General features: G+C 38.1%; 16 protein-coding genes. 11 read left to right on the forward strand and 5 right to left on the reverse strand.

The window, feature by feature from the left end; translation table 11 throughout:
• Positions 1–39 precede the first annotated feature (39 nt).
• The 4 genes from ACTJKN_RS02990 to argS all read right to left on the reverse strand — a co-directional run bounded on the left by ACTJKN_RS02990 (position 40) and on the right by argS (position 6866).
• Complete coding sequence (locus ACTJKN_RS02990) at positions 40–3501, reverse strand: gliding motility-associated C-terminal domain-containing protein (protein ID WP_440822550.1); 3462 nt, start codon at positions 3499–3501, stop codon at positions 40–42.
• 26 nt (positions 3502–3527) lie between these two features.
• On the reverse strand, positions 3528–4292 hold the full coding sequence (locus ACTJKN_RS02995; RefSeq protein WP_440822552.1) for a sulfite exporter TauE/SafE family protein: 765 nt from the start codon (positions 4290–4292) through the stop codon (positions 3528–3530).
• A gap of 14 nt (positions 4293–4306) precedes the next feature.
• Complete coding sequence (locus ACTJKN_RS03000; protein ID WP_440822554.1) at positions 4307–4963, reverse strand: hypothetical protein; 657 nt, start codon at positions 4961–4963, stop codon at positions 4307–4309.
• 130 nt (positions 4964–5093) lie between these two features.
• On the reverse strand, positions 5094–6866 hold the full coding sequence (gene argS / locus ACTJKN_RS03005) for an arginine--tRNA ligase (RefSeq protein ID WP_440822556.1): 1773 nt from the start codon (positions 6864–6866) through the stop codon (positions 5094–5096).
• A gap of 305 nt (positions 6867–7171) precedes the next feature.
• Here argS and ACTJKN_RS03010 point away from each other — a divergent pair, with 305 nt between their 5' ends.
• The 8 genes from ACTJKN_RS03010 (at position 7172) to ACTJKN_RS03045 (ending at position 14896) form a co-directional block, all read left to right on the forward strand.
• Positions 7172–8623: an arginine deiminase family protein gene (locus ACTJKN_RS03010; protein WP_440822558.1), complete on the forward strand. Its 1452-nt coding sequence runs from the start codon at positions 7172–7174 to the stop codon at positions 8621–8623.
• A 174-nt stretch (positions 8624–8797) separates the two neighbouring features.
• Positions 8798–9715, forward strand: a complete 918-nt coding sequence (ctlX, locus tag ACTJKN_RS03015; RefSeq protein ID WP_440822559.1) for a citrulline utilization hydrolase CtlX — start codon at positions 8798–8800, stop codon at positions 9713–9715.
• A gap of 20 nt (positions 9716–9735) precedes the next feature.
• The gene (locus tag ACTJKN_RS03020) at positions 9736–10050 is read left to right on the forward strand and encodes a hypothetical protein (RefSeq protein ID WP_440822561.1); all 315 of its coding nucleotides are present in this window, start codon (positions 9736–9738) and stop codon (positions 10048–10050) included.
• Between the two features lie 620 nt (positions 10051–10670).
• Positions 10671–11249, forward strand: coding sequence for a PhnA domain-containing protein (locus tag ACTJKN_RS03025; RefSeq protein WP_440822563.1), 579 nt, complete (start codon positions 10671–10673; stop codon positions 11247–11249).
• Positions 11250–11912: 663 nt separating this feature from the next.
• The gene (locus ACTJKN_RS03030; protein ID WP_029277861.1) at positions 11913–13301 is read left to right on the forward strand and encodes an arginine decarboxylase; all 1389 of its coding nucleotides are present in this window, start codon (positions 11913–11915) and stop codon (positions 13299–13301) included.
• A 103-nt stretch (positions 13302–13404) separates the two neighbouring features.
• Positions 13405–13641: a DUF433 domain-containing protein gene (locus tag ACTJKN_RS03035; protein ID WP_083488731.1), complete on the forward strand. Its 237-nt coding sequence runs from the start codon at positions 13405–13407 to the stop codon at positions 13639–13641.
• Positions 13634–13987 (forward strand): DUF5615 family PIN-like protein, encoded by a 354-nt coding sequence (locus ACTJKN_RS03040; protein ID WP_440822565.1) that lies wholly within the window; start codon positions 13634–13636, stop codon positions 13985–13987. Before ACTJKN_RS03035 ends, ACTJKN_RS03040 begins: the two co-directional genes overlap by 8 nt.
• A 12-nt stretch (positions 13988–13999) precedes the next feature.
• Positions 14000–14896 carry a DUF72 domain-containing protein gene (locus tag ACTJKN_RS03045; protein ID WP_440822567.1) on the forward strand — a complete coding sequence of 299 codons (897 nt, stop codon included), beginning with the start codon at positions 14000–14002 and terminating at the stop codon, positions 14894–14896.
• Positions 14897–14941: 45 nt separating this feature from the next.
• Here the strand turns inward: ACTJKN_RS03045 and ACTJKN_RS03050 are convergent, their stop codons facing one another.
• Positions 14942–15439, reverse strand: a complete 498-nt coding sequence (locus ACTJKN_RS03050) for a DUF1579 domain-containing protein (RefSeq protein ID WP_440822569.1) — start codon at positions 15437–15439, stop codon at positions 14942–14944.
• 97 nt (positions 15440–15536) lie between these two features.
• Between ACTJKN_RS03050 and ACTJKN_RS03055 the strand changes: the two genes are divergently transcribed.
• Genes ACTJKN_RS03055 through ACTJKN_RS03065 form a run of 3 tightly spaced genes read left to right on the forward strand, consistent with a single transcriptional unit; the run spans position 15537 to position 19003 of the window.
• The gene (locus ACTJKN_RS03055; RefSeq protein ID WP_440822570.1) at positions 15537–16250 is read left to right on the forward strand and encodes a 3'-5' exonuclease; all 714 of its coding nucleotides are present in this window, start codon (positions 15537–15539) and stop codon (positions 16248–16250) included.
• Entirely contained in the window at positions 16250–17956 is a 1707-nt protein-coding gene (locus ACTJKN_RS03060; protein WP_440822571.1) for an ABC transporter ATP-binding protein, read from the forward strand. Before ACTJKN_RS03055 ends, ACTJKN_RS03060 begins: the two co-directional genes overlap by 1 nt.
• Positions 17957–17962: 6 nt before the next feature.
• On the forward strand, positions 17963–19003 hold the full coding sequence (locus tag ACTJKN_RS03065; protein WP_440822572.1) for a sialidase family protein: 1041 nt from the start codon (positions 17963–17965) through the stop codon (positions 19001–19003).
• The last annotated feature ends 252 nt before the right edge of the window (positions 19004–19255 follow it).

Below are 19255 nucleotides of genomic sequence, written 5' to 3' on the forward strand. Positions count from 1 at the left end.
AAAAATGTAGCATTTATTTTGTTACTTACCAAGTAAATATTAATATAATAAAGTTATCGAGCCTGTAACTATTTCACACGCTTGACTTAATTTTATGATATAGTAATATACACCTACTGGAAGTCTGGAACCCTTAATCGTTCCATCAAACGGCATGGTATATCCCACAGATTCATAAACCTTATTTCCTACTCTATTAAAAATTTGAATGTGTGCCTTGGGATAATTTTCAACACCCTTTAAATTCCAAATATCATTAATACCATCGTTGTTAGGTGAAATCGAATTTGCTACAGTCAATCCTGATAAGCCTACTGTAATTTTCACTTCCATTTTTATACTTTCGCAATCGCCGATACGTTGAGCAATGAAGTAATTTTTATCACCTCTGACATCAACTTTAAAAATTCCGCTAACAGAAACGTCTAAAGGAAATGAAGCCTCTTCACTTTCATAAAGGGCATAGCTAGTGGCTTTTGTCGATCCACTTGCCCGCAAAGTTGCTTCGCCCGGTGAACAAAGTTGAATTGGTGTAACAGTTGGTGCTGTAATTTGGCTGGTTCGATTATCAACCACAAAATTCGAAATCAATGGCGAGCAATTTGAAGCATCAGTAACTTCCAGTTTATATTTACCTTTGGGTAAATTGTATATGTCTAAATTATTGCCAACCTGAATACTAGCGTCATTAGTCCATTTATAGCTATAAGGTGCAAGGCCACCACTAATTTGCATTCCAGTAATACTTCCCAATTCTTGATTACAATTATCATCTGCAATACGCACATTGCTATTTACTAAAGCAAGTTCAGCTTGTCTATTAACGCTGTAAGTAATCAGGTATATTTCGCAGCCATTATCATCTGTTCCGTAAACTTTATAATCCCCAGCGTCTACGTTTTCAAGTACAGCTGTATTTCCCCCAACTGTATTACCCGATTTGTCTTCCCACCTATAACTTTTGGGCAAATGACTCGCATTCTGCATTGTAATTATGATTTTTCCATTGTTTAATCCACAAGAGGCATCGGTAATTACTTTTGTAATACCCCTGACATCGATCAAATTTGGCTGTGCCATCAAGGTAAGATCATAAGTTTTGGTACATGATAGATTTGAAGCTGTTAACTGGTAGCTTCCGGGCGGCATCCCCTCTAAATCGACCTCATTACCAACAATTTGACCACCGCTATTTTTCCAGGTATAGGAATTGGCTCCAGTAATAAACAGACCTTTCATACTTCCATTGTTCCCCACACAAGTAGGATTGAAAACTTGTTTCTGGCTATCATCAATAGTAATGGTATTGGCATCCGGAATGCTAATGACCGGTGTAATTATTGCTCCGCAACTGGATTGATCTGTAACTTCTAAAGTGTATTTGCCGGGTGGCTGATTTACTAAATCCTTAATGCTTGCAACTTGCACATTGTTTACATTTTTCCACTTATAGATTAAGGTGCCACTTCCAGTTGCTACAACTCCAGTAATACTTCCAGAATTTGTACCACAATTAGCTGGCGTTATTGATAGGGAAAGCAGGCTAACGTTAGGTCCGGAGCTAGATGTTAAGGTAACTGGTCCATAAGTCTCTGTACAACTGTTATCCAATGTGGATATGCTTAAAGTATATCTTCCGGACGTAACATTTGTTAAATTTAATGTTGTAGCTACTTCCGTACCCAATTCATTTTTCCAGCTGTAAACTGCAGGTGATGCAGTATTATTTACAACCTGTAAACCGCTGATACGACCACCAGTACCACAAGCAGGATTTACTGTCTGAACATTTGTGGCATTTGTTATCAATCCCTTTTTAATTTCAAACCATGGTGTTACTTCACTACAATCTCCATTGGTAGCTTTTAAGCGATAGGTACCAATAGGTACATTTAAAAGATCTCTGCCTCTCCCGACTACATTTCCAGTAGCATCCAACCACTCTACATAAGCAGCACTTAATGGCAACACCCCTGTAATTGAGCCCGTATTAGAACATGCATGAATAACCTTAACCCCTGAAACATCAATCCTGGTTCGGGTAAATTCTGATGTAGAGCCATTTAATGTTGCAGAAGCAATTACCGATCTTAAAATATTCCCATTATAGCTCCAGTTGCCATTGACATCAGCTGTGGTACTGGCAAAATAGGTTTCCGGAGAACATGTTCCACACAAGTCGCTGTAAAAAAGTTCTATTGTTGAGTTTGGTGTAGCCGTACCAGATACAGCATTTGTGGTGAGATTTTGAATATTTACCACAGGAATTGTACGAGAGCTATTGGTAAATATCATTGGATATGCACCAACTGTACAGAAAAAGCTATTCTTATTCACTGAAACAGTTGAATAGGGCCAAACATTTACCGGCTTACAATAGGCGATGTAATTTGCGTCTGCCGGGTCTTGCCCACCAATAACTACACCATCCGAATAGTAAACAAAAACACCTGTTGAAGCTCGCAATCGCTTGGTTAAGCTCTTGTCAATACCAATAAAATTTCTTTTGATGCTTACGGGCATCCCATTATTTAAAAGGTTAATTGCATACCCTTCGCTAGAAATGACATTATCTTCTATACTGATTGTATTTTTACCATTTGGGTTAACTGTTACCACACTAAAACCTGATGATAATGGCGTTGCAACGTCTCCGGTAAAATTTGTACCAATTTTATTATTTCTAATTTTTATCGTTGCCGGAGTAGAATATAATGGATCGTTATTTGAATTGTAATTGCTCTGGGCGAAATTAATACCTTTTGCAAATACATTTCCTTCTGCAGGATTACTTCCACCAATATCTACCAGTCCATATATGGAATACATCGATTGAGCTCCGGAAAAAGACATCGGTAATGTCACACCATCAGAGTCAAAGCCAATAATAGTAGCCTGAACTGTTAAATTTTCTGAATAATACTGAATTTGTCCACCAGTTAAATTAACATTAACCCCTAATTCATGTGTAAAGCCACAAATCACATTCCCTTTTCCAGCTACCCCAATTTTTATGTTTTTTGCTTGCCGTAAACATATCCCTTGCCGTTGTGCCCAGCTTCCCGGTGCAGTGGTTGGCAATAAATTTATGATGTAAATACCATAAATACCTACATCATTAACGTTTATCAATGTTAGTCCGTAATAAGTAGTTAAATAAGAAAATGACATTTTAATTTGCACTTTGGCTGTACTTACACCAAAAAAATTACCTGATTGTGTCGATCCATCGATATCCAAATTCGAAGAAACATCTGGCAATTGACTTAACAAGGTTATGGTTCTTCCACTTTCACTTTGATCTGCTAAATTAAAATGAATAAAGTCTTTATCGGCACTGCCATTTGCAGCCGCTTTGATTAATGCATCTCTTAAAGTTCCCGAACCAGCATCAGCGTTTGAAGTTACAATAAAAACCTCTGCATGAGTATCTAAAGAAAAAGAAATAAAAATCGCAAGTAAAAGCGTAGCGAGAATAAATTTAAACGTTAATCTAATCATAGATAAACAAATCTACTAAGATTATCTTATTTTAATAAAGCATCATAGGCAAATCTTAAAATTGTTCCAAAAACAACGATCAGAAAAAATACACGAACAAATTTATTTCCTTTAAGCAAGGCCAGTTTTGTACCGAAGAAAGCACCCGCAAGGTTAAAAAGCGCCATTGGGATGGCGTATTGAAACAATATATGCCCCGTAGAACTGAAATAGATAATGGCAGCTAAATTTGTAGCCATATTTACAATCTTGGCATGTGCACTGGCACCGATAAAATCGAAACCCAATACTGCAATAAAAACCAAAATGAGGAAAGAACCTGTTCCTGGCCCGATCAGCCCATCATAAAAACCGATCAAAATCCCGAACAAACCGGCCATTAAAACCTGTTGTTTAAGCGAATGGTCTTTCTCCTGGTGGATACCAAATTGTTTATTAAAGTAGGTGTAAAGTGCAACTAAAACCAGTACCACGAGGATTACAGGTTTAATGACAGAATTATCGATCCTGCTTACCAAAAACGCACCCAGCAATGCTGCTAAAAATGCAGTTAGCACACAAGCTGCAAGTACTTTGTAATTAAAACGAACCTGTTTCGAATATTTGAAAGCGGCCAGCGTTGTACCTGCCATTGATGGAATTTTGGTAGTACCTAAAAGCGTGGCTACAGGATAGTGTGGCAAAATAAGTAAAATGGCGGGAGTTTGTAATAAACCACCGCCACCTACAATAGCATCTATAAATCCGGCAGCAAAAGCTACCAGACAGAGTAAAATAAGTTCTTCGAACATTAATTATGGGTAAATTATTGCTTTATGATGAGGTTATCCATTTCCCACTCGCTTTTTAAACATTGCTGAAAGCCTATTTCACTCCCAATCTTTTGCAATTCTATGGGCATTTTATAGACTAAGCTATTATTTACCTTCACCATGATTATGTTATCCTTTTGTATAATTTCAAATTTATTAAAATTACCTCTTTCAATCTTAAATGCTGAAAGTGAAGAATCTTTTAGTTCATCCGACCATTCGTAATACTTCCATCCTTTGAACAATTCAAATTTGGCTAGCCTAACATTTGTAAGATTAAAATCAATCTGATATATAGAGAGTTTTCTTGTGCCATCGTACTCTTGCATTTTGCCCCAAATAAAATCGAAGCAATTCGAAGCAAATTCTGAGCTAATACTCTTTGCTTCAAATTCAATAGAGAAATTTTTATCGGCATTAAAGCTGGGTATCGTTTTTTTATACCACATGCAACCATTGATTATTTGATTTTCAGTGGCTTTTCTTATAGATAATGTACCTGCCTCTTGGTTTACCTTAAATTCCTTTGTATTAATAAGCTGCCAGTTATTCTCAAAACCTTCAAAATCCTCTTTAAGAATAACATTTTGTTGTGCATAACATATAGAAAAGCCTAAAAAAACAAGCAAAACCAAAACCTTAACCTTCATCGAAAAATGTAATTATTTAAAATTAAATAAGTTCTTAACCATTTAAACGTGATTTAAAAATCAAAGTCCTGATCAGCGATTTTGTTTTACAACCGTTTGCTCATGTTATTTTTACCTGACAAGTAAATCCCTACATTCGCTCTGGCGAAGTAATCCCTAAAATCAACATTCCCGCATGAATAATATCAGCCGTTTTTTTACTCAGGTTTAAACGGAACTGTTTAACTTCACCTTCTTCTGTTTTTACAATTGGCGGTACCTCGTGGTAAAACTTGTTAAACAGCTTAGCCAGTTCATATAAATAGTTGGCCAAACTTGCTGGACTGTAGGCCTTAGCTGCAATAGCAATTTCTGCAGGATATTTTGCCAGTTGCAGAATCATTTCTAATTCCACCTCACTAATCCCGCCAAACGCCAAACTCCCAACACCAAACTTATACTCAGATTTACTCAACAGCGATTTAATCCTTGCATGCGTATATTGTATAAATGGACCTGTATTCCCCTGAAAATCGATACTTTCAGCAGGATTGAACAATAAACGTTTTTTTGGCTCAACCTTTAAAAGGAAATATTTTAAAGCGCCTAAACCTATATTTTTATACAGTTCTGCTTTATCTTCTTCACTAAAATCGTTGGTCTTACCTAATTCTTCTGTTTTTTCGCGGGCCGTAGTTACCATGCTTTCAATCAACTCGTCGGCATCTACAACAGTTCCTTCGCGGCTTTTCATCTTACCGTTTGGCAGATCGACCATTCCGTACGATAAATGATATAAACCTTTTGCCCAGCTTTTGCCCAGTTTCTCTAAAATCAGGAATAACACTTTAAAGTGATAATCCTGCTCATTTCCAACTACATAAATCGACTCATCCATATTGAAATCGTCGTGTTTCATCTCAGCAGTACCTAAATCCTGTGTAATGTAAACCGAAGTCCCATCAGCACGCAGAACCAGTTTCTGGTCTAAACCATCGGCAGTTAAATCGATCCACACCGAACCATCTTCTTTTTTAAAGAAAACGCCTTTGGCCAAACCTTCATCAACCGTACCTTTTCCTAACAGGTAGGTATTGCTTTCGTAATAGAATTTATCAAAATCTACCCCAAGGTTTTTATACGTTACATTAAAACCAGCGTAAACCCACTCGTTCATGGTTTTCCAAAGCGAAACTACTTCCTCATCTCCTTGCTCCCATTTCAAAAGCATTTGTTGCGCTTCTTTAATTAATGGTGCATTTTTCTTGGCTTCTTCTTCTGTTTGTCCTTCCGCTTTTAAAGCATCAATTTCTTTTTTGTATTCTTTATCAAAAATGACGTAGTATTTTCCAACCAGGTGATCGCCTTTTAAGCCAGTACTTTCGGGTGTTTCGCCATTGCCCCACTTTTGCCAGGCCAACATCGATTTACAGATATGGATACCACGGTCGTTAACCAGGTTTACCTTTACCACATCGTAACCATAAGCTTTAAGCAGCTCAGAAACCGAGTAACCCAAGAGGTTATTACGCACGTGCCCCAGGTGAAGCGGTTTATTTGTATTTGGTGAAGAATACTCTACCATTACTCTTTTTCCGTTCGGTGCATACACGCCAAAATCAGGCGATAAAATTTCTTCGTTAAATTGTTTTAAGAAATAACTTTCTGCAATACTTAAGTTCAAAAAGCCTTTAACCACATTAAATTTAATGATATCGGTTACATTGGCAACCAAATATTCACCAATCTCAGTGGCAGTTTGTTCAGGCGATTTCTTCGAAATTTTGGTAATCGGAAAAACAACAATTGTTGCCTGTCCTTCAAATTCTTTACGTGTTTCTTGTATGTTGATTACACTTTCGGCTACTTCTTCCTTATAAAGTTCAAAAATGGCTTTCTGTGTTTCGGCAATAATAAAATTCATGCGCCAAAAATAGAGAAAAAAGTCCGAAGTCGGGAGTCCGAAGTCCGAAGATTTTTTAGCTTAAATTTCAATTTTCATTGTTTTTAAGGGCTTTGGAAAGCTACAGTAGTGCCAGTCGGTTCCGGTAGTCCTTCTTTCCGCTGTAGTCCCGATTGAAGGAATCGGGAGCTGCCGCTTCAATAAGGTTTAAGGAGGTTGGTTCTGTGCAATAAATAAACCTATCTACCTATTTGTCTATCTCAAATCTATCATCTCAATTCTCATATCTGAATTTTTCTAATAGATTTGCAATAACTAACTTTTTTATGAGCGAGCAGAACCCCAATTTTAAAGTGAGCGTAAACACCGAAATCGGAAGGTTGCGTAAATTATTAATACATAGTCCTGATAGTGGATTAGGCAAAGTAGTACCCTCTAAGGCACAAGATTGGCTTTTCGAAGACATTGTACATTTAGATACCATCCGTAAAGGTGAATACGATTATTATATTAAACTGTTGATGTATTTTCTTGATCCTGACAAGATTAAGGGAAAACTGGCTGAAATAGATTCGGAAGCATCCAACCGTAATTTTTACAAACCCAACCACCCCGATTTTCACAATTCTCAATCAGTAATCGAGATTCAGAACCTGTTGAGCGAAATGCTGGAGAACGAATCTATCCGTAAAAAACTGGTTGCTGCTGTTTGTGCGATTGAAGGTTGTACTTATAAGGTCCAATTGGAATTAACGGATACCGATCCAAAGCAATTGGCAGAGATTTTTATCTCCGGAACATTAGCCAACGATACGATGATTTTTGCGCCCATCCCCAATTTAATTTTCACCAGGGATGTGGGCACAACCATTAACAACCATATCCTGCTAAACAAACCGGCAAAAAAAGCCCGTGTGCGCGAAACACTTTTAATGCGTTATATTTTCTTCAACCATCCTTTGTTTGAGGGCTACCGCAATAATATCCTCGAAATTCCGGATGTAACCATGCACTTTTTAAGGCCGGGCGATGAACCTGCTTTCAGCACCACTTTAGAAGGTGGCGACGTGATGATGGTAAGCCCAAACCACGTATTGATCGGTTGTAGCGAAAGAACCTCTGAACATGGCGCCAACGAAGCGATTAAATTATTGTTCGATCAGGATGTGGTAGAAAAGGTTACAGTTGTAAAAATACCGAGCAAACGCGATTATATGCACCTGGATACTGTTTTTACACAGGTTAAACGCAATACCTGGGTAATTTTGAATTCGATTGCCCATTCGCCGAAATATAATCCTTACGAGCCGATCAACTTTTTGAAAGAACCCGAAAAATTGGAGGCCACTACTGCTATTCAGTTTACAAAAGCCAACCCGAGTGAGCCGAAACATTTCGAACATGTAGAAGCTTTATTGGATGATATTAGCCAGAACGATTTAAAAAGCACCGAACCGACCAAAATTATCTACAGCGGAAACAATCAGTTCCCTTACGATTCGCGTGAGCAATGGACTGATTCTTGTAACCTTTTAGCTATTAAAGAAGGTGTTGTTTTAGGCTACGATAGAAACGATAAAACCGTTGAAGCCTTTAAAGCTGCCGGTTTTAATGTGGTGGATGTGAAAGATATAATCCAGGACTTAGAAAACGGCAAAGTAAATGCGGAAACCATAACCGATACTTTGATTTTAATGCCTTCGGCAGAATTATCACGTGCCCGTGGTGGTTTCCATTGTATGAGTTTGCCGATACTTAGGGATAATTTGGTTCAATAGTTCATTAGCCATTGGTTCATTTGTTGTGGTGCAGATAATAAATAGCGATAACTTTATAATGAACCGGTGAACGAATGAACCAATTAACACAATATCTGGTTTGGGGCTTGGCGTTTAGCGCCAGCTAACCGATTAACCTTGACTATAACAAATGACTATTGAACTACTGAACTAATGAACCAAACGACCAACCATATCCTCATGATCCGCCCCGTTGATTTTAAATTCAATGAGCAAACGGCCGGAAATAATAAGTTTCAAATTGCATCTACTGAAACCAATGTACAAACAGAAGCCTTAAAAGAGTTTGATGCCTTCGTTGGTTTATTAAGAAAAAATAATGTTGATGTAACGGTTGTAGACGATACTTTACAACCTGAAACACCTGATTCTATTTTCCCGAATAATTGGGTCTCTTTTCATGATGATGGCTCAGTATATCTTTATCCTATGTTTTCTGAAAACCGCCGGTTAGAGCGCAGAAAAGAAATACTGGATGGGCTGAAAGAAACTTTCGAAGTTAACCACGTCAGCGATTTAAGCTTTTACGAACAACAACATGCGTTTTTAGAAGGTACCGGAAGCATGGTATTAGACCGTACCAACAAAATTGCTTATGCCTGCTTAAGTGTGCGCACCGATGAAGAAGTGCTGAACAACTTTTGCATGCTCACCGGATATGAATCAGTGGCCTTTCAAGCGGTAGACGGATCGAATTTCCCGATTTACCATACCAATGTGATGATGTGCATTGGCGATCGTTTTGCTGTAATCTGCCTGGATTCGATCAGAGATCCTGAGGAGAAATTAAATGTAACCATCAGTTTAAAAGGTAGTGGAAAAGAAATTATCGAAATCAGTCTGGAACAGATGAATAAATTTGCAGGCAATATGTTACAGGTTACCAATGCAGAAAACGAAAGTTTATTGGTGATGTCAGAGCAGGCTGTTTTATCCTTAACTGCCGAGCAGATTGCTGCATTAGAAGAATATAGCAGAATCATTTATGCTCCACTTTACACGATCGAAAAAAATGGAGGCGGCAGTGCAAGATGCATGCTGGCTGAGATACATTTGCCAGTTAAGGAATAACATATTGCATATCTTTTTTAATGGAATCAGATTTAGCAGAAAAAGAATTGCGATTAGCAACATTTATGAGTGAAATCTCAGAAAATTGCTATTCTGCAGGTTGGATGCAGAATTTAGAATATGCTTTATGGCATGCGGTAATAAATGGGGAAAGGAAATATGGACAATCCTACATCACCGAAGATGACATCTCCACATTGGTTAAGCTTTCAACAGATGCAAATGCTTGGAAAATATTTGATAATGAAAAAGAGGAAACGGCTTTGAGTTTAAAAGAATGGACAGAAAAGTTTAAAAATGATCTGGAGAAAAACAAAGAAATTATAGAAGGTTGATAAAACTATTGTTCGGTAATCCGCCAACCATGTGGTTATCTGTCCTCGCCGTGGTTCGTGTCTCCACGAACCATTGTATTTTTTGCCACGGAAGCTCGTAGCGCACGGAAAAGCCCATCTAACAAATGTGCACTCGCAATTAAACCCTCAATAGCACCACCACCCTAGCTACATAAACCTGATCGGAATGAACACGAGTGCAACGAAGTAAAATGAAGAGCAGGACTAACCCCAACCTATAAAAACTGGAACCCGCTTTCCAAACGATCAGCAAACATTATTTCTCGGCCATGTCTTCGTATTCCACTAACCATTTTTATTTTGCCACGGAAGCTCGGAGCGCACGGAAAACCTGCCTGATAAATGTACACTCGCTATTAAACCCTCAATAGCACCACCACCCTAGCTACATAAACCTGATCGGAATGAACACGAGTGCAACGAAGTAAAATGAAGAGCAGGGTTGCCGGAACCGATAGCAACAGTAAACTGCTTTCCAAATGATCAGTAAACAGGCTCTCTCTAATGCCGACGAAATTACAATCAATATTTACTTCTCCCCTTTTACAATCATCTATTCCGATTAGTTTTATTACTTTCGCCAAAAATCCAGTATCCATATGTCTTTAGTACAAGAATTACAAACCCGCTCGGGCAATAAATGCGAATTATGCACCGCTGAAACTAACTTATCAGTATATGAAGTGCCGCCAACAAGCAATGCCAACGGCGATAACAGTATTTTAGTTTGTAAAACCTGCTTAGATCAGATTGAAAAAACGGAACAGCTTGCACCAAGCCATTGGAAAATATTAACGGAAACCATGTGGTCGGAATTTGCCCCGGTACAGGTTGTTGCCTGGAGAATGCTGAGCAGGTTAAGAAATGAAGGCTGGGCAGCAGATAGTCTGGATATTTTATACCTTGAAGATGAAACTTTGGAGTGGGCTAAAAAAACCGGCGACCATGAGCAAGATGGAACTGTAGAATTTCATCAGGACAGCAATGGCACGCGTTTATTTGAAGGCGATACCGTGGTTTTGGTTAAAACATTGGATGTTAAAGGCTCGACGCTGAGCGCTAAACTTGGTACTGTAGTTAAAAACATTAGATTAGTTCATGACAATACCGAACAAATTGAAGGTAAGGTTGAAGGACAAACTATTGTAATTTTAACCAAATACCTCCGTAAAGGATAACACGCTATTTGATGATTGATTAGCCAACTCGCTACCAATCCCTAAATAGCAGCACCTTCCTTGCCAAGTAAACCTGATCGGAACGAACACGAGTGCAACGCGTAAAGTGGAGAGCAGGGCCAAGCCGAACCTATAACAACAGGAACCTGCTTTCCAAACCTTAACTTAAAAACATCATTACACACTGTTTTACAGGTCATTAACGAAATAAAACCACCCACTTTTTATTCAAAAAAATTTGTCGGCAATTTTCCTCGCCGTGGTTCGTGTCTCCACGAACCATAGTATTTTTGCCACGGAGGCTCGGAGCACGCGGAAAATCCATCTGACAGATGCATTAGCTATCAAACCCTAAATAGCAGCCCCGTCCTTGCCAACTTAAACCTGAACGGAGCGAACACGAATGCAACGAGTAAAGTGGAGAGCAGGAATAACCCAAAACTATAATAGCACGAACCTGCTTTCCAAATTATTTAATTAAACATTATTCTTATTTCGTCTTTTAAACAATTTATCGGAAAGTCTTAGCGAGACGCTAAGACCAGATAGGACGCTAAGACTATATGGTAATCAGGCTAAGCGTTTCCTTACAGTAAAAATATTTTCAATACCGTTTAATTCTCGATTTAAAATTACATTTTTGCAAAAATTATTTAAAAGTAAATGCAGAGTTACTCAGAATTTCTTGATCTAAGTGTTGGTTTCCCTCAGGAGGGTTTCGATGTTATAGATGATGAATTATATTTTCAGGATTTAAACCTGATGGAAATGATCGAAACTTACGGTACTCCCCTACGTTTCACGTACTTACCAATGGTGAGTAAGAAGATCCAGCAGGCGAAGATTCTTTTCCAAACCGCTATTTTAAAGAACAATTACCGTGGCGATTATAAATATTGCTACTGTACAAAAAGCTCGCATTTTAAGCATATTGTAGAAGAAGCTTTAAAAAACAATATCCACCTGGAAACTTCTTCGGCTTTTGATATGCCAATGGTTGATGCGCTGGAGAAAAAAGGTGTGTTAACGAAAGATACCACCATCATCTGTAACGGCTTTAAAACCTACCAGTACAAACAATATATCATTGATATGTTGCATGATGGTTATACCAATATTATCCCTGTTTTAGACAACAAAGAAGAGTTTAATCTTTTTGATGATGAGGTTGATATTGATACACCTTGTAACTTAGGTATCCGTATTGCAGCTGAGGAGCAGCCAGATTCGCAGTTCTATACTTCGCGTTTAGGGGTGCGTATGGAAGACATTATTGATTTCTACAACAATAAAATCGTTCACAACCCTAATTTCAGGGTTAAATTATTACACTTTTTTATTAACTCCGGTATTACCGATTCGCCATATTATTGGAACGAGTTAGAGAAATACGTAACGCTGTATTGTAAATTCAAAAAAATCAATCCTGATTTAGACACCCTTGATATTGGTGGTGGTATGCCATTTAAAGATTCGTTGGTTTTCGATTTCGATTACGAATACATGGTAAACGAAATTGTGAAAAGGATTAAAGAAATCTGTGCCATCCATGATGTAATGGAACCTGATATTATTACCGAATTTGGTAAATATACGGTTGCGGAGGCTTCTGGTATTTTATATAAAGTATTGGGGCGTAAACAACAGAATGATCGTGAGCGTTGGTTAATGCTGGATGGTTCTTTCATTACCAATTTACCTGATGTTTGGGCATTAAATCAAAAATACATCTTATTGCCGATTAACAACTGGGATGCTGAATATGAGCGGGTTAACTTAGGTGGTATTACCTGCGATGGGCAGGATTATTATAACCAGGAGGCACACATGAACAGTGTGTTTATGCCGAAAACACGTAAAGTGCAGTATTTAGGTTTCTTCCACACTGGTGCTTACCAGGAAGTATTGAGCGGTTATGGTGGTATCCACCACTGTTTATTGCCAAGCCCGAAACATGTTTTGATCCGCAGAAACCGTGATGAAAGTTTCAATTTCGAAGTTTTTGGAGAAGAACAGAATAGTAAGCAGGTATTGAAGATTCTGGGTTACTAATTCAGTTTACAGTTGGGAATTTTGTGAGTACAAAAACAAAATTTCATTAAAATACACATATACCTCAGTTTTTTTTACTGAGGTATTTTTTTTATATTTGAGTATGGCACATGAACAAATTAAGTTATTCGATCGGATCATTGCTACAGATGGTTTGATGGGAGGAAGACCTACAATACGTGGGTTGAGATTTCCAGTTTCTGATGTACTTGAATTATTAGCAAGCGGCATGAGTGAGGAACAAATTCTTGAGGAACACCCCATCCTAGAAAAGGAAGATATTAGGGCCGTTCTCTTATATAGCGCGCAAAAAATAAATGAGGACTTAATGTATGAATAATTGGGAAATTTGGACCGACACCAATATATCCCCTATAATTGCCAAATGGCTTTCAGAATACACAAATTTTAAAACAAAATCTTCTTTCAGTCTAAATTTACATTCAGTAGATGACTTGACCATTTTTAGAATGGCTCAAATTAAAAAGAACGTCATAATTGTTTCTAAGGATTCAGATTTCAAAGAATTAATCGATTGGTTTGGTGCTCCTCCAAAACTTATTCTTATTAAATTCGGGAATTGTTCAAATAAACTATTTTGGCAAAAATTAGAACCAAAGATTAACTCAGCATTAGAAGTTCTTTTAAATAAAAAAGAGGAAGTTAATGTAATTAGTATCACATAACATATATTAAAAATGCAATTCGGTAAAGTAGAAGACCCAACCATAATAGATTATACCCTTCCTGCTGATGCTCCTGAAACAGCAGCAATTTTAGCAGCAAATAAACCTAAACAATCTTTCCAGGCATACGTAGGTTGCGCCAAATGGAATAAGGCAGATTTAAAGGGCTTTTATCCAAAAGGAACTAAGGATGAATTGACTTACTATTCTACTCAATTTAATTCTATTGAGCTGAATGCCACATTTTATGGTATGCCAAGCCGTGAACAGGTAATCACCTGGACACAAAAAACACCTGCAGATTTTAAGTTTTTTCCAAAACTGACCAATACCATCAGTCATTTTAAAAGATTGATCAACGTTAAAGAACCTGTAGAACAGTATTGTGATGCCATCAGTAATTTTGAAGATAAATTAGGAATGGCCTTTCTTCAATTGCACGATAACTTTAAACCTAAAGATTTCGAAAGATTAAAAATCGTAATCAACGAATTCCCAAAAGTAATCCCTTTGGGTGTTGAAGTGAGAAATGAAGAATGGTTTTCAAATCCGGCCATAACCAACGAATTTGCACAATTATTTCAGGAAAATGGTGTAGCCAATATTATTGTTGATACTGCAGGGAGAAGAGATATGCTGCATATGCGTTTAACTTCGCCCACCGCCTTTGTACGTTTTGTTGGCGCAAACGATGACGACATAGATAAAAAACGCTTAGACGATTGGATTGAAAGAATTGTGAGCTGGAAGGCGCAAGGTTTACAAAACTTATATTTCTTTGTTCACCAGAATGTAGAACTTTCCTCTCCGTTATTTTCCGCCTATTTTACAGAGAAACTGAATAAAGCTGTAGGAACTGATTTAAAAATCCCGGTAATGGCTAATCAGGCTTCGCCTTCGTTGTTTTAGTCGATAAGAAACCTATCAGGTTTTAAAAACCTGATAGGTTTAAATTTATTTTCTTCTATAAACCGTTTCAGTAGCTTTAGCTTCTTCCCCTTCCGGCGAAATATTATAAGCCGTTAATACGATTTCATTTTCATTAATTTTTTCGAGCGCTGTTCTCCAGCCCCAAAGCTGCTCGCCATATTCCGGATTGCCATATTCGCCAAAAACAGAAAAACCTTTTGTTGTAGCCTCACCGCTCGAAAGCATAATCTGTGTACCCATGTGAAAACTATCGACCCAGCTTGTCGTAAATCTTTGGTAAGGAATATCGAAACCGACGATCATTTTGCCTTCAAAAGCTTTTCCTTCTAAACTTCCTAGGTAATCAATAGAAATAAAACGGTTGCCTAAAATAGAAGTAATTTTTGCTTCAGCTGGAGATTCATCTGCCAGCACATCCTTTTCGAACCAGGTTTTGGTTATCCCATTCCAGATGCCTATTAAACTTTGAAGCTGTTGGTGAGCGCCATCTGCTAAAGATTGCTCAAATTTACTTTTCGCCATAATCCAAACTTATAAAATTTAAGTTGTAATGTTTAATTGTTTGCATAGAAGATTTTGAATTGAAAATTGTAAATTGTTAACTGAAAACTATCTATTTATGTTAAAGGCGTTAGATCTCAATCAGGTAATGGTTATCGATATTGAAACTGTACCTCAATATCCATCTTTTCAGGATGTCCCCCCGCATTTCCAGGAACTTTGGGAGCAGAAAACACATTACCAGCGAAGTTCAGACCAAACTGCTGAGGAATTTTATGAAAAAGCAGGCATTATGGCCGAATTTGGCAAGATAATCTGCATTAGCATGGGGATTTTTAATGTTCAGGGCAAATCATGCTCTTTACGCATTAAATCTATTTTTGGCCATGATGAAAAAGAAATGCTGCTACAGTTTTCCGCTTTATTGAGTAAACAAATGCCCACCTTAATGTTCTGTGCACACAATGGAAAAGAATTCGATTTCCCGTATATCTGCCGCAGATTATTGGTTAATGGCATAGAAATTCCTGCTCAACTTCAGCTTTCGGGTAAAAAACCTTGGGAAATAAACCATATTGATACGATGGAACTCTGGAAATTCGGCGATTACAAACATTTTACTTCCTTAAACCTCTTGGCCGCTATTTTAGATATTCCTACACCTAAAGATGATATCAACGGCGCGCAGGTAAGGCAGGTTTATTACGAAGAAAAAAATCTCGATAGAATTGTCACCTATTGCCAGAAAGATGTAATTACTACCGCTCAGGTACTGTTAAAATTTAAAGGTATGGATATAATTCCGGCAGAAAACATTACAATTGTATCCTAATGTTAAACGTTGAGCATTTAAATATCGATTTTTATAACCAGGACGAGAAAACCTGGTTTAAAGCTGTAAAACAGATCAGTTTTAATGTAAAAAAAGGAACCGTTTTGGGTATTGTGGGCGAATCCGGTTCTGGAAAATCGGTTACCTCCTTCTCCATTATGCGCTTGCATGACGAGCGTGCGGCAAAAATTACCGGAGAAATAGATTTTGAAGACATTAGCCTGCTCAATCTCAGCTCAAACGAAATCCGACAGATCAGGGGAAATCAGATCTCAATGATTTTTCAGGAACCAATGACTTCGCTCAACCCTGTTTTTACCTGCGGATACCAAGTAGCAGAAGCCATTATGTTGCATCGAAGGGTGGATAAAGCGGAAGCCAAAAAACATACCATTGCATTGTTTAATGAAGTGCAATTACCCCGACCAGAAAAAATATTTGATAGTTATCCACATCAAATATCAGGTGGACAAAAGCAAAGGGTAATGATTGCCATGGCCTTAAGCTGCGATCCGAAACTGTTAATAGCCGATGAACCCACAACGGCATTAGATGTAACTGTTCAAAAAACAATTTTACAGCTCCTGTTAAAACTAAAACAGGAACGGAATATGGCGATGATCTTTATCTCGCACGATTTAGGCGTGGTAAATGAAATTGCCGACGAAGTCGCCGTAATGTACAAAGGCGAAATTGTAGAGCAAGGCCCTGCAAAATCTATTTTCGAAAATCCCCAGCATCCGTACACCAAAGGTTTGCTTGCCTGTCGCCCCTCACCTGGCCTACAATTAAAAAAATTACCGGTGGTGGCCGATTTCCTTACCGGAAAAATTGAAGATGCTTCAGCACATTTACAGGCTTCAAACCAGCTAACAACAGCAGAAATAGCTGCCCGGAGAGCGAAACTTTATACACAGAAACCTTTACTTCAAATTAAAGATCTGTGTACCTGGTACCCCATTCACAATGGCCTTTTCGGCAAAACGACTGATTACGTTAAAGCTGTTGACAAGTTGAATTTTGAGGTTTTTCCTGGTGAAACTTTAGGTCTGGTTGGCGAATCGGGTTGTGGCAAAACCACGCTCGGTCGTACCATTTTACGGCTGATACAGCCCACTTCTGGTGAAATCATTTTTAACGAGGAAAACATTACACACATCGGCAAAACGGCCTTACGGAAGCTAAGGAAAGATATTCAAATTATTTTTCAGGATCCTTACGCTTCATTAAACCCTAAATTAAGTATCGGTCAATCGATTTTAGAGCCCTTACAGGTGCATAAATTATACCGTAACGATAGCGAGCGTAAACAAAAAGTACTCGAATTGCTTGATAAAGTAGGCTTAAAAGAAGCGCATTTTAACCGGTATCCGCATGAATTCAGTGGCGGACAGAGGCAACGTGTGGTTATTGCCAGGGCTTTGGCTTTGCAGCCTAAATTTATCATTTGTGATGAATCGGTATCTGCTTTAGATGTTTCCGTGCAGGCGCAGGTTTTAAACCTTATTAAAGACCTTCAACGCGAATTCGGACTCACTTATATCTTTATTTCGCATGATCTGGCGGTTGTAAAACATATTTCAGACCGTATTTTAGTGATGAACAAAGGAAAAATTGAAGAAGAAGGTTTTCCAGAGCAGATATTTTATGCGCCAAAAGCAGCTTATACACAAAAACTGATCGAGGCCATTCCAGGACACCAATAATAAAAAATGCTTAAATATCTTTCAATTGCTTTTACACTGATTTTTCTTTCTTCGAACATTTATTCACAAAAAGTAGAAGTCATTCAGTCGACTACTATTTTTAAAAAGGCGCCATTCGAGGCCTGTCATGCCTCAACCCTGGTTGATTTAGGTAAAGGAAAAATAATGGCCGCCTGGTTTGGCGGCAAACATGAAGGCAGTAAAGATGTAGTAATTTGGTCATCAATAAAAACAGGCACACAATGGAGTTTACCAGTCGAAATCGCAAACGGGATAATAAACGACACCAGCAGATTTGCCTGCTGGAATCCTGTTCTTTTTAAAACAAAAAACGGCATTTTATTTTTACATTATAAAGTCGGTGCAAATCCAAGAACCTGGTGGGCAGAATATAAAACATCTGTTAACAATGGCAAAACATGGTCTAAAGCGGAGAAATTGCCTAAAGATTTCTTAGGGCCAATCAAAAACAAACCGATTCAATTACCAAATGGAACGATTCTCTATCCCTCAAGTACAGAGAGTTTAGATGAAAAAACATGGGCCATCCACATTGAAAAATCAAATGGAAAAGGTAAAAACTGGAAAAAAATCAATATCAACTGCGATACTTTTGGTGTAATCCAACCTTCTATATTAACCTATCCAAACGGCAGGTTACAGTTATTATGCAGAAGCAGGCAGAATGTGATTGTAGAAAGCTGGTCGGAAAATAATGGCGAAACCTGGTCAAAACTTAAGGCTACCCAATTACCAAATCCAAATTCTGGTAGCGATGCGGTAACCCTGAAAGATGGCCGGCAATTACTTGTTTACAATCCGTTAACAGCAGGCAAAAACTGGTGGGAAGGCAGATCAGTATTAAAACTGGCCATATCAACCGATGGAGAAAACTGGCAGGATATTTACACACTCGAAAGCCATAGCAAAGGCGAATATAGCTATCCGGCCATTACTCAGGATAAAAATGGCAACATCCATTTGAGTTATACCGCAGAGCGGAAGAAAATTACTTACTTGGAGATCAGGTTAGTCCGTAGTCCGTAGTCCGTAGTCCGTAGTCCGTAAGGTGGAATGAAGGTTAGAAATAAGGTTTAATCTTGAATATTATTTATTTTATTCGTGGTTAATCGTAGATAGTCAACAGCAATTTTCTCTAACCCATCTTGGCCTATCAACTATGAGCTATTAACAACCAGCAGGTAGCCGATTTGCTTTACCAATGAACCAATGGCCGATGAACCAATGAACTAAAATCATCATGCCTTTTACATATTGTGCCCTATATTTTCCATCCTG

It is taken from the genome of Pedobacter sp. 22163 (assembly GCF_052045595.1).
Lineage (GTDB): Bacteria > Bacteroidota > Bacteroidia > Sphingobacteriales > Sphingobacteriaceae > Pedobacter.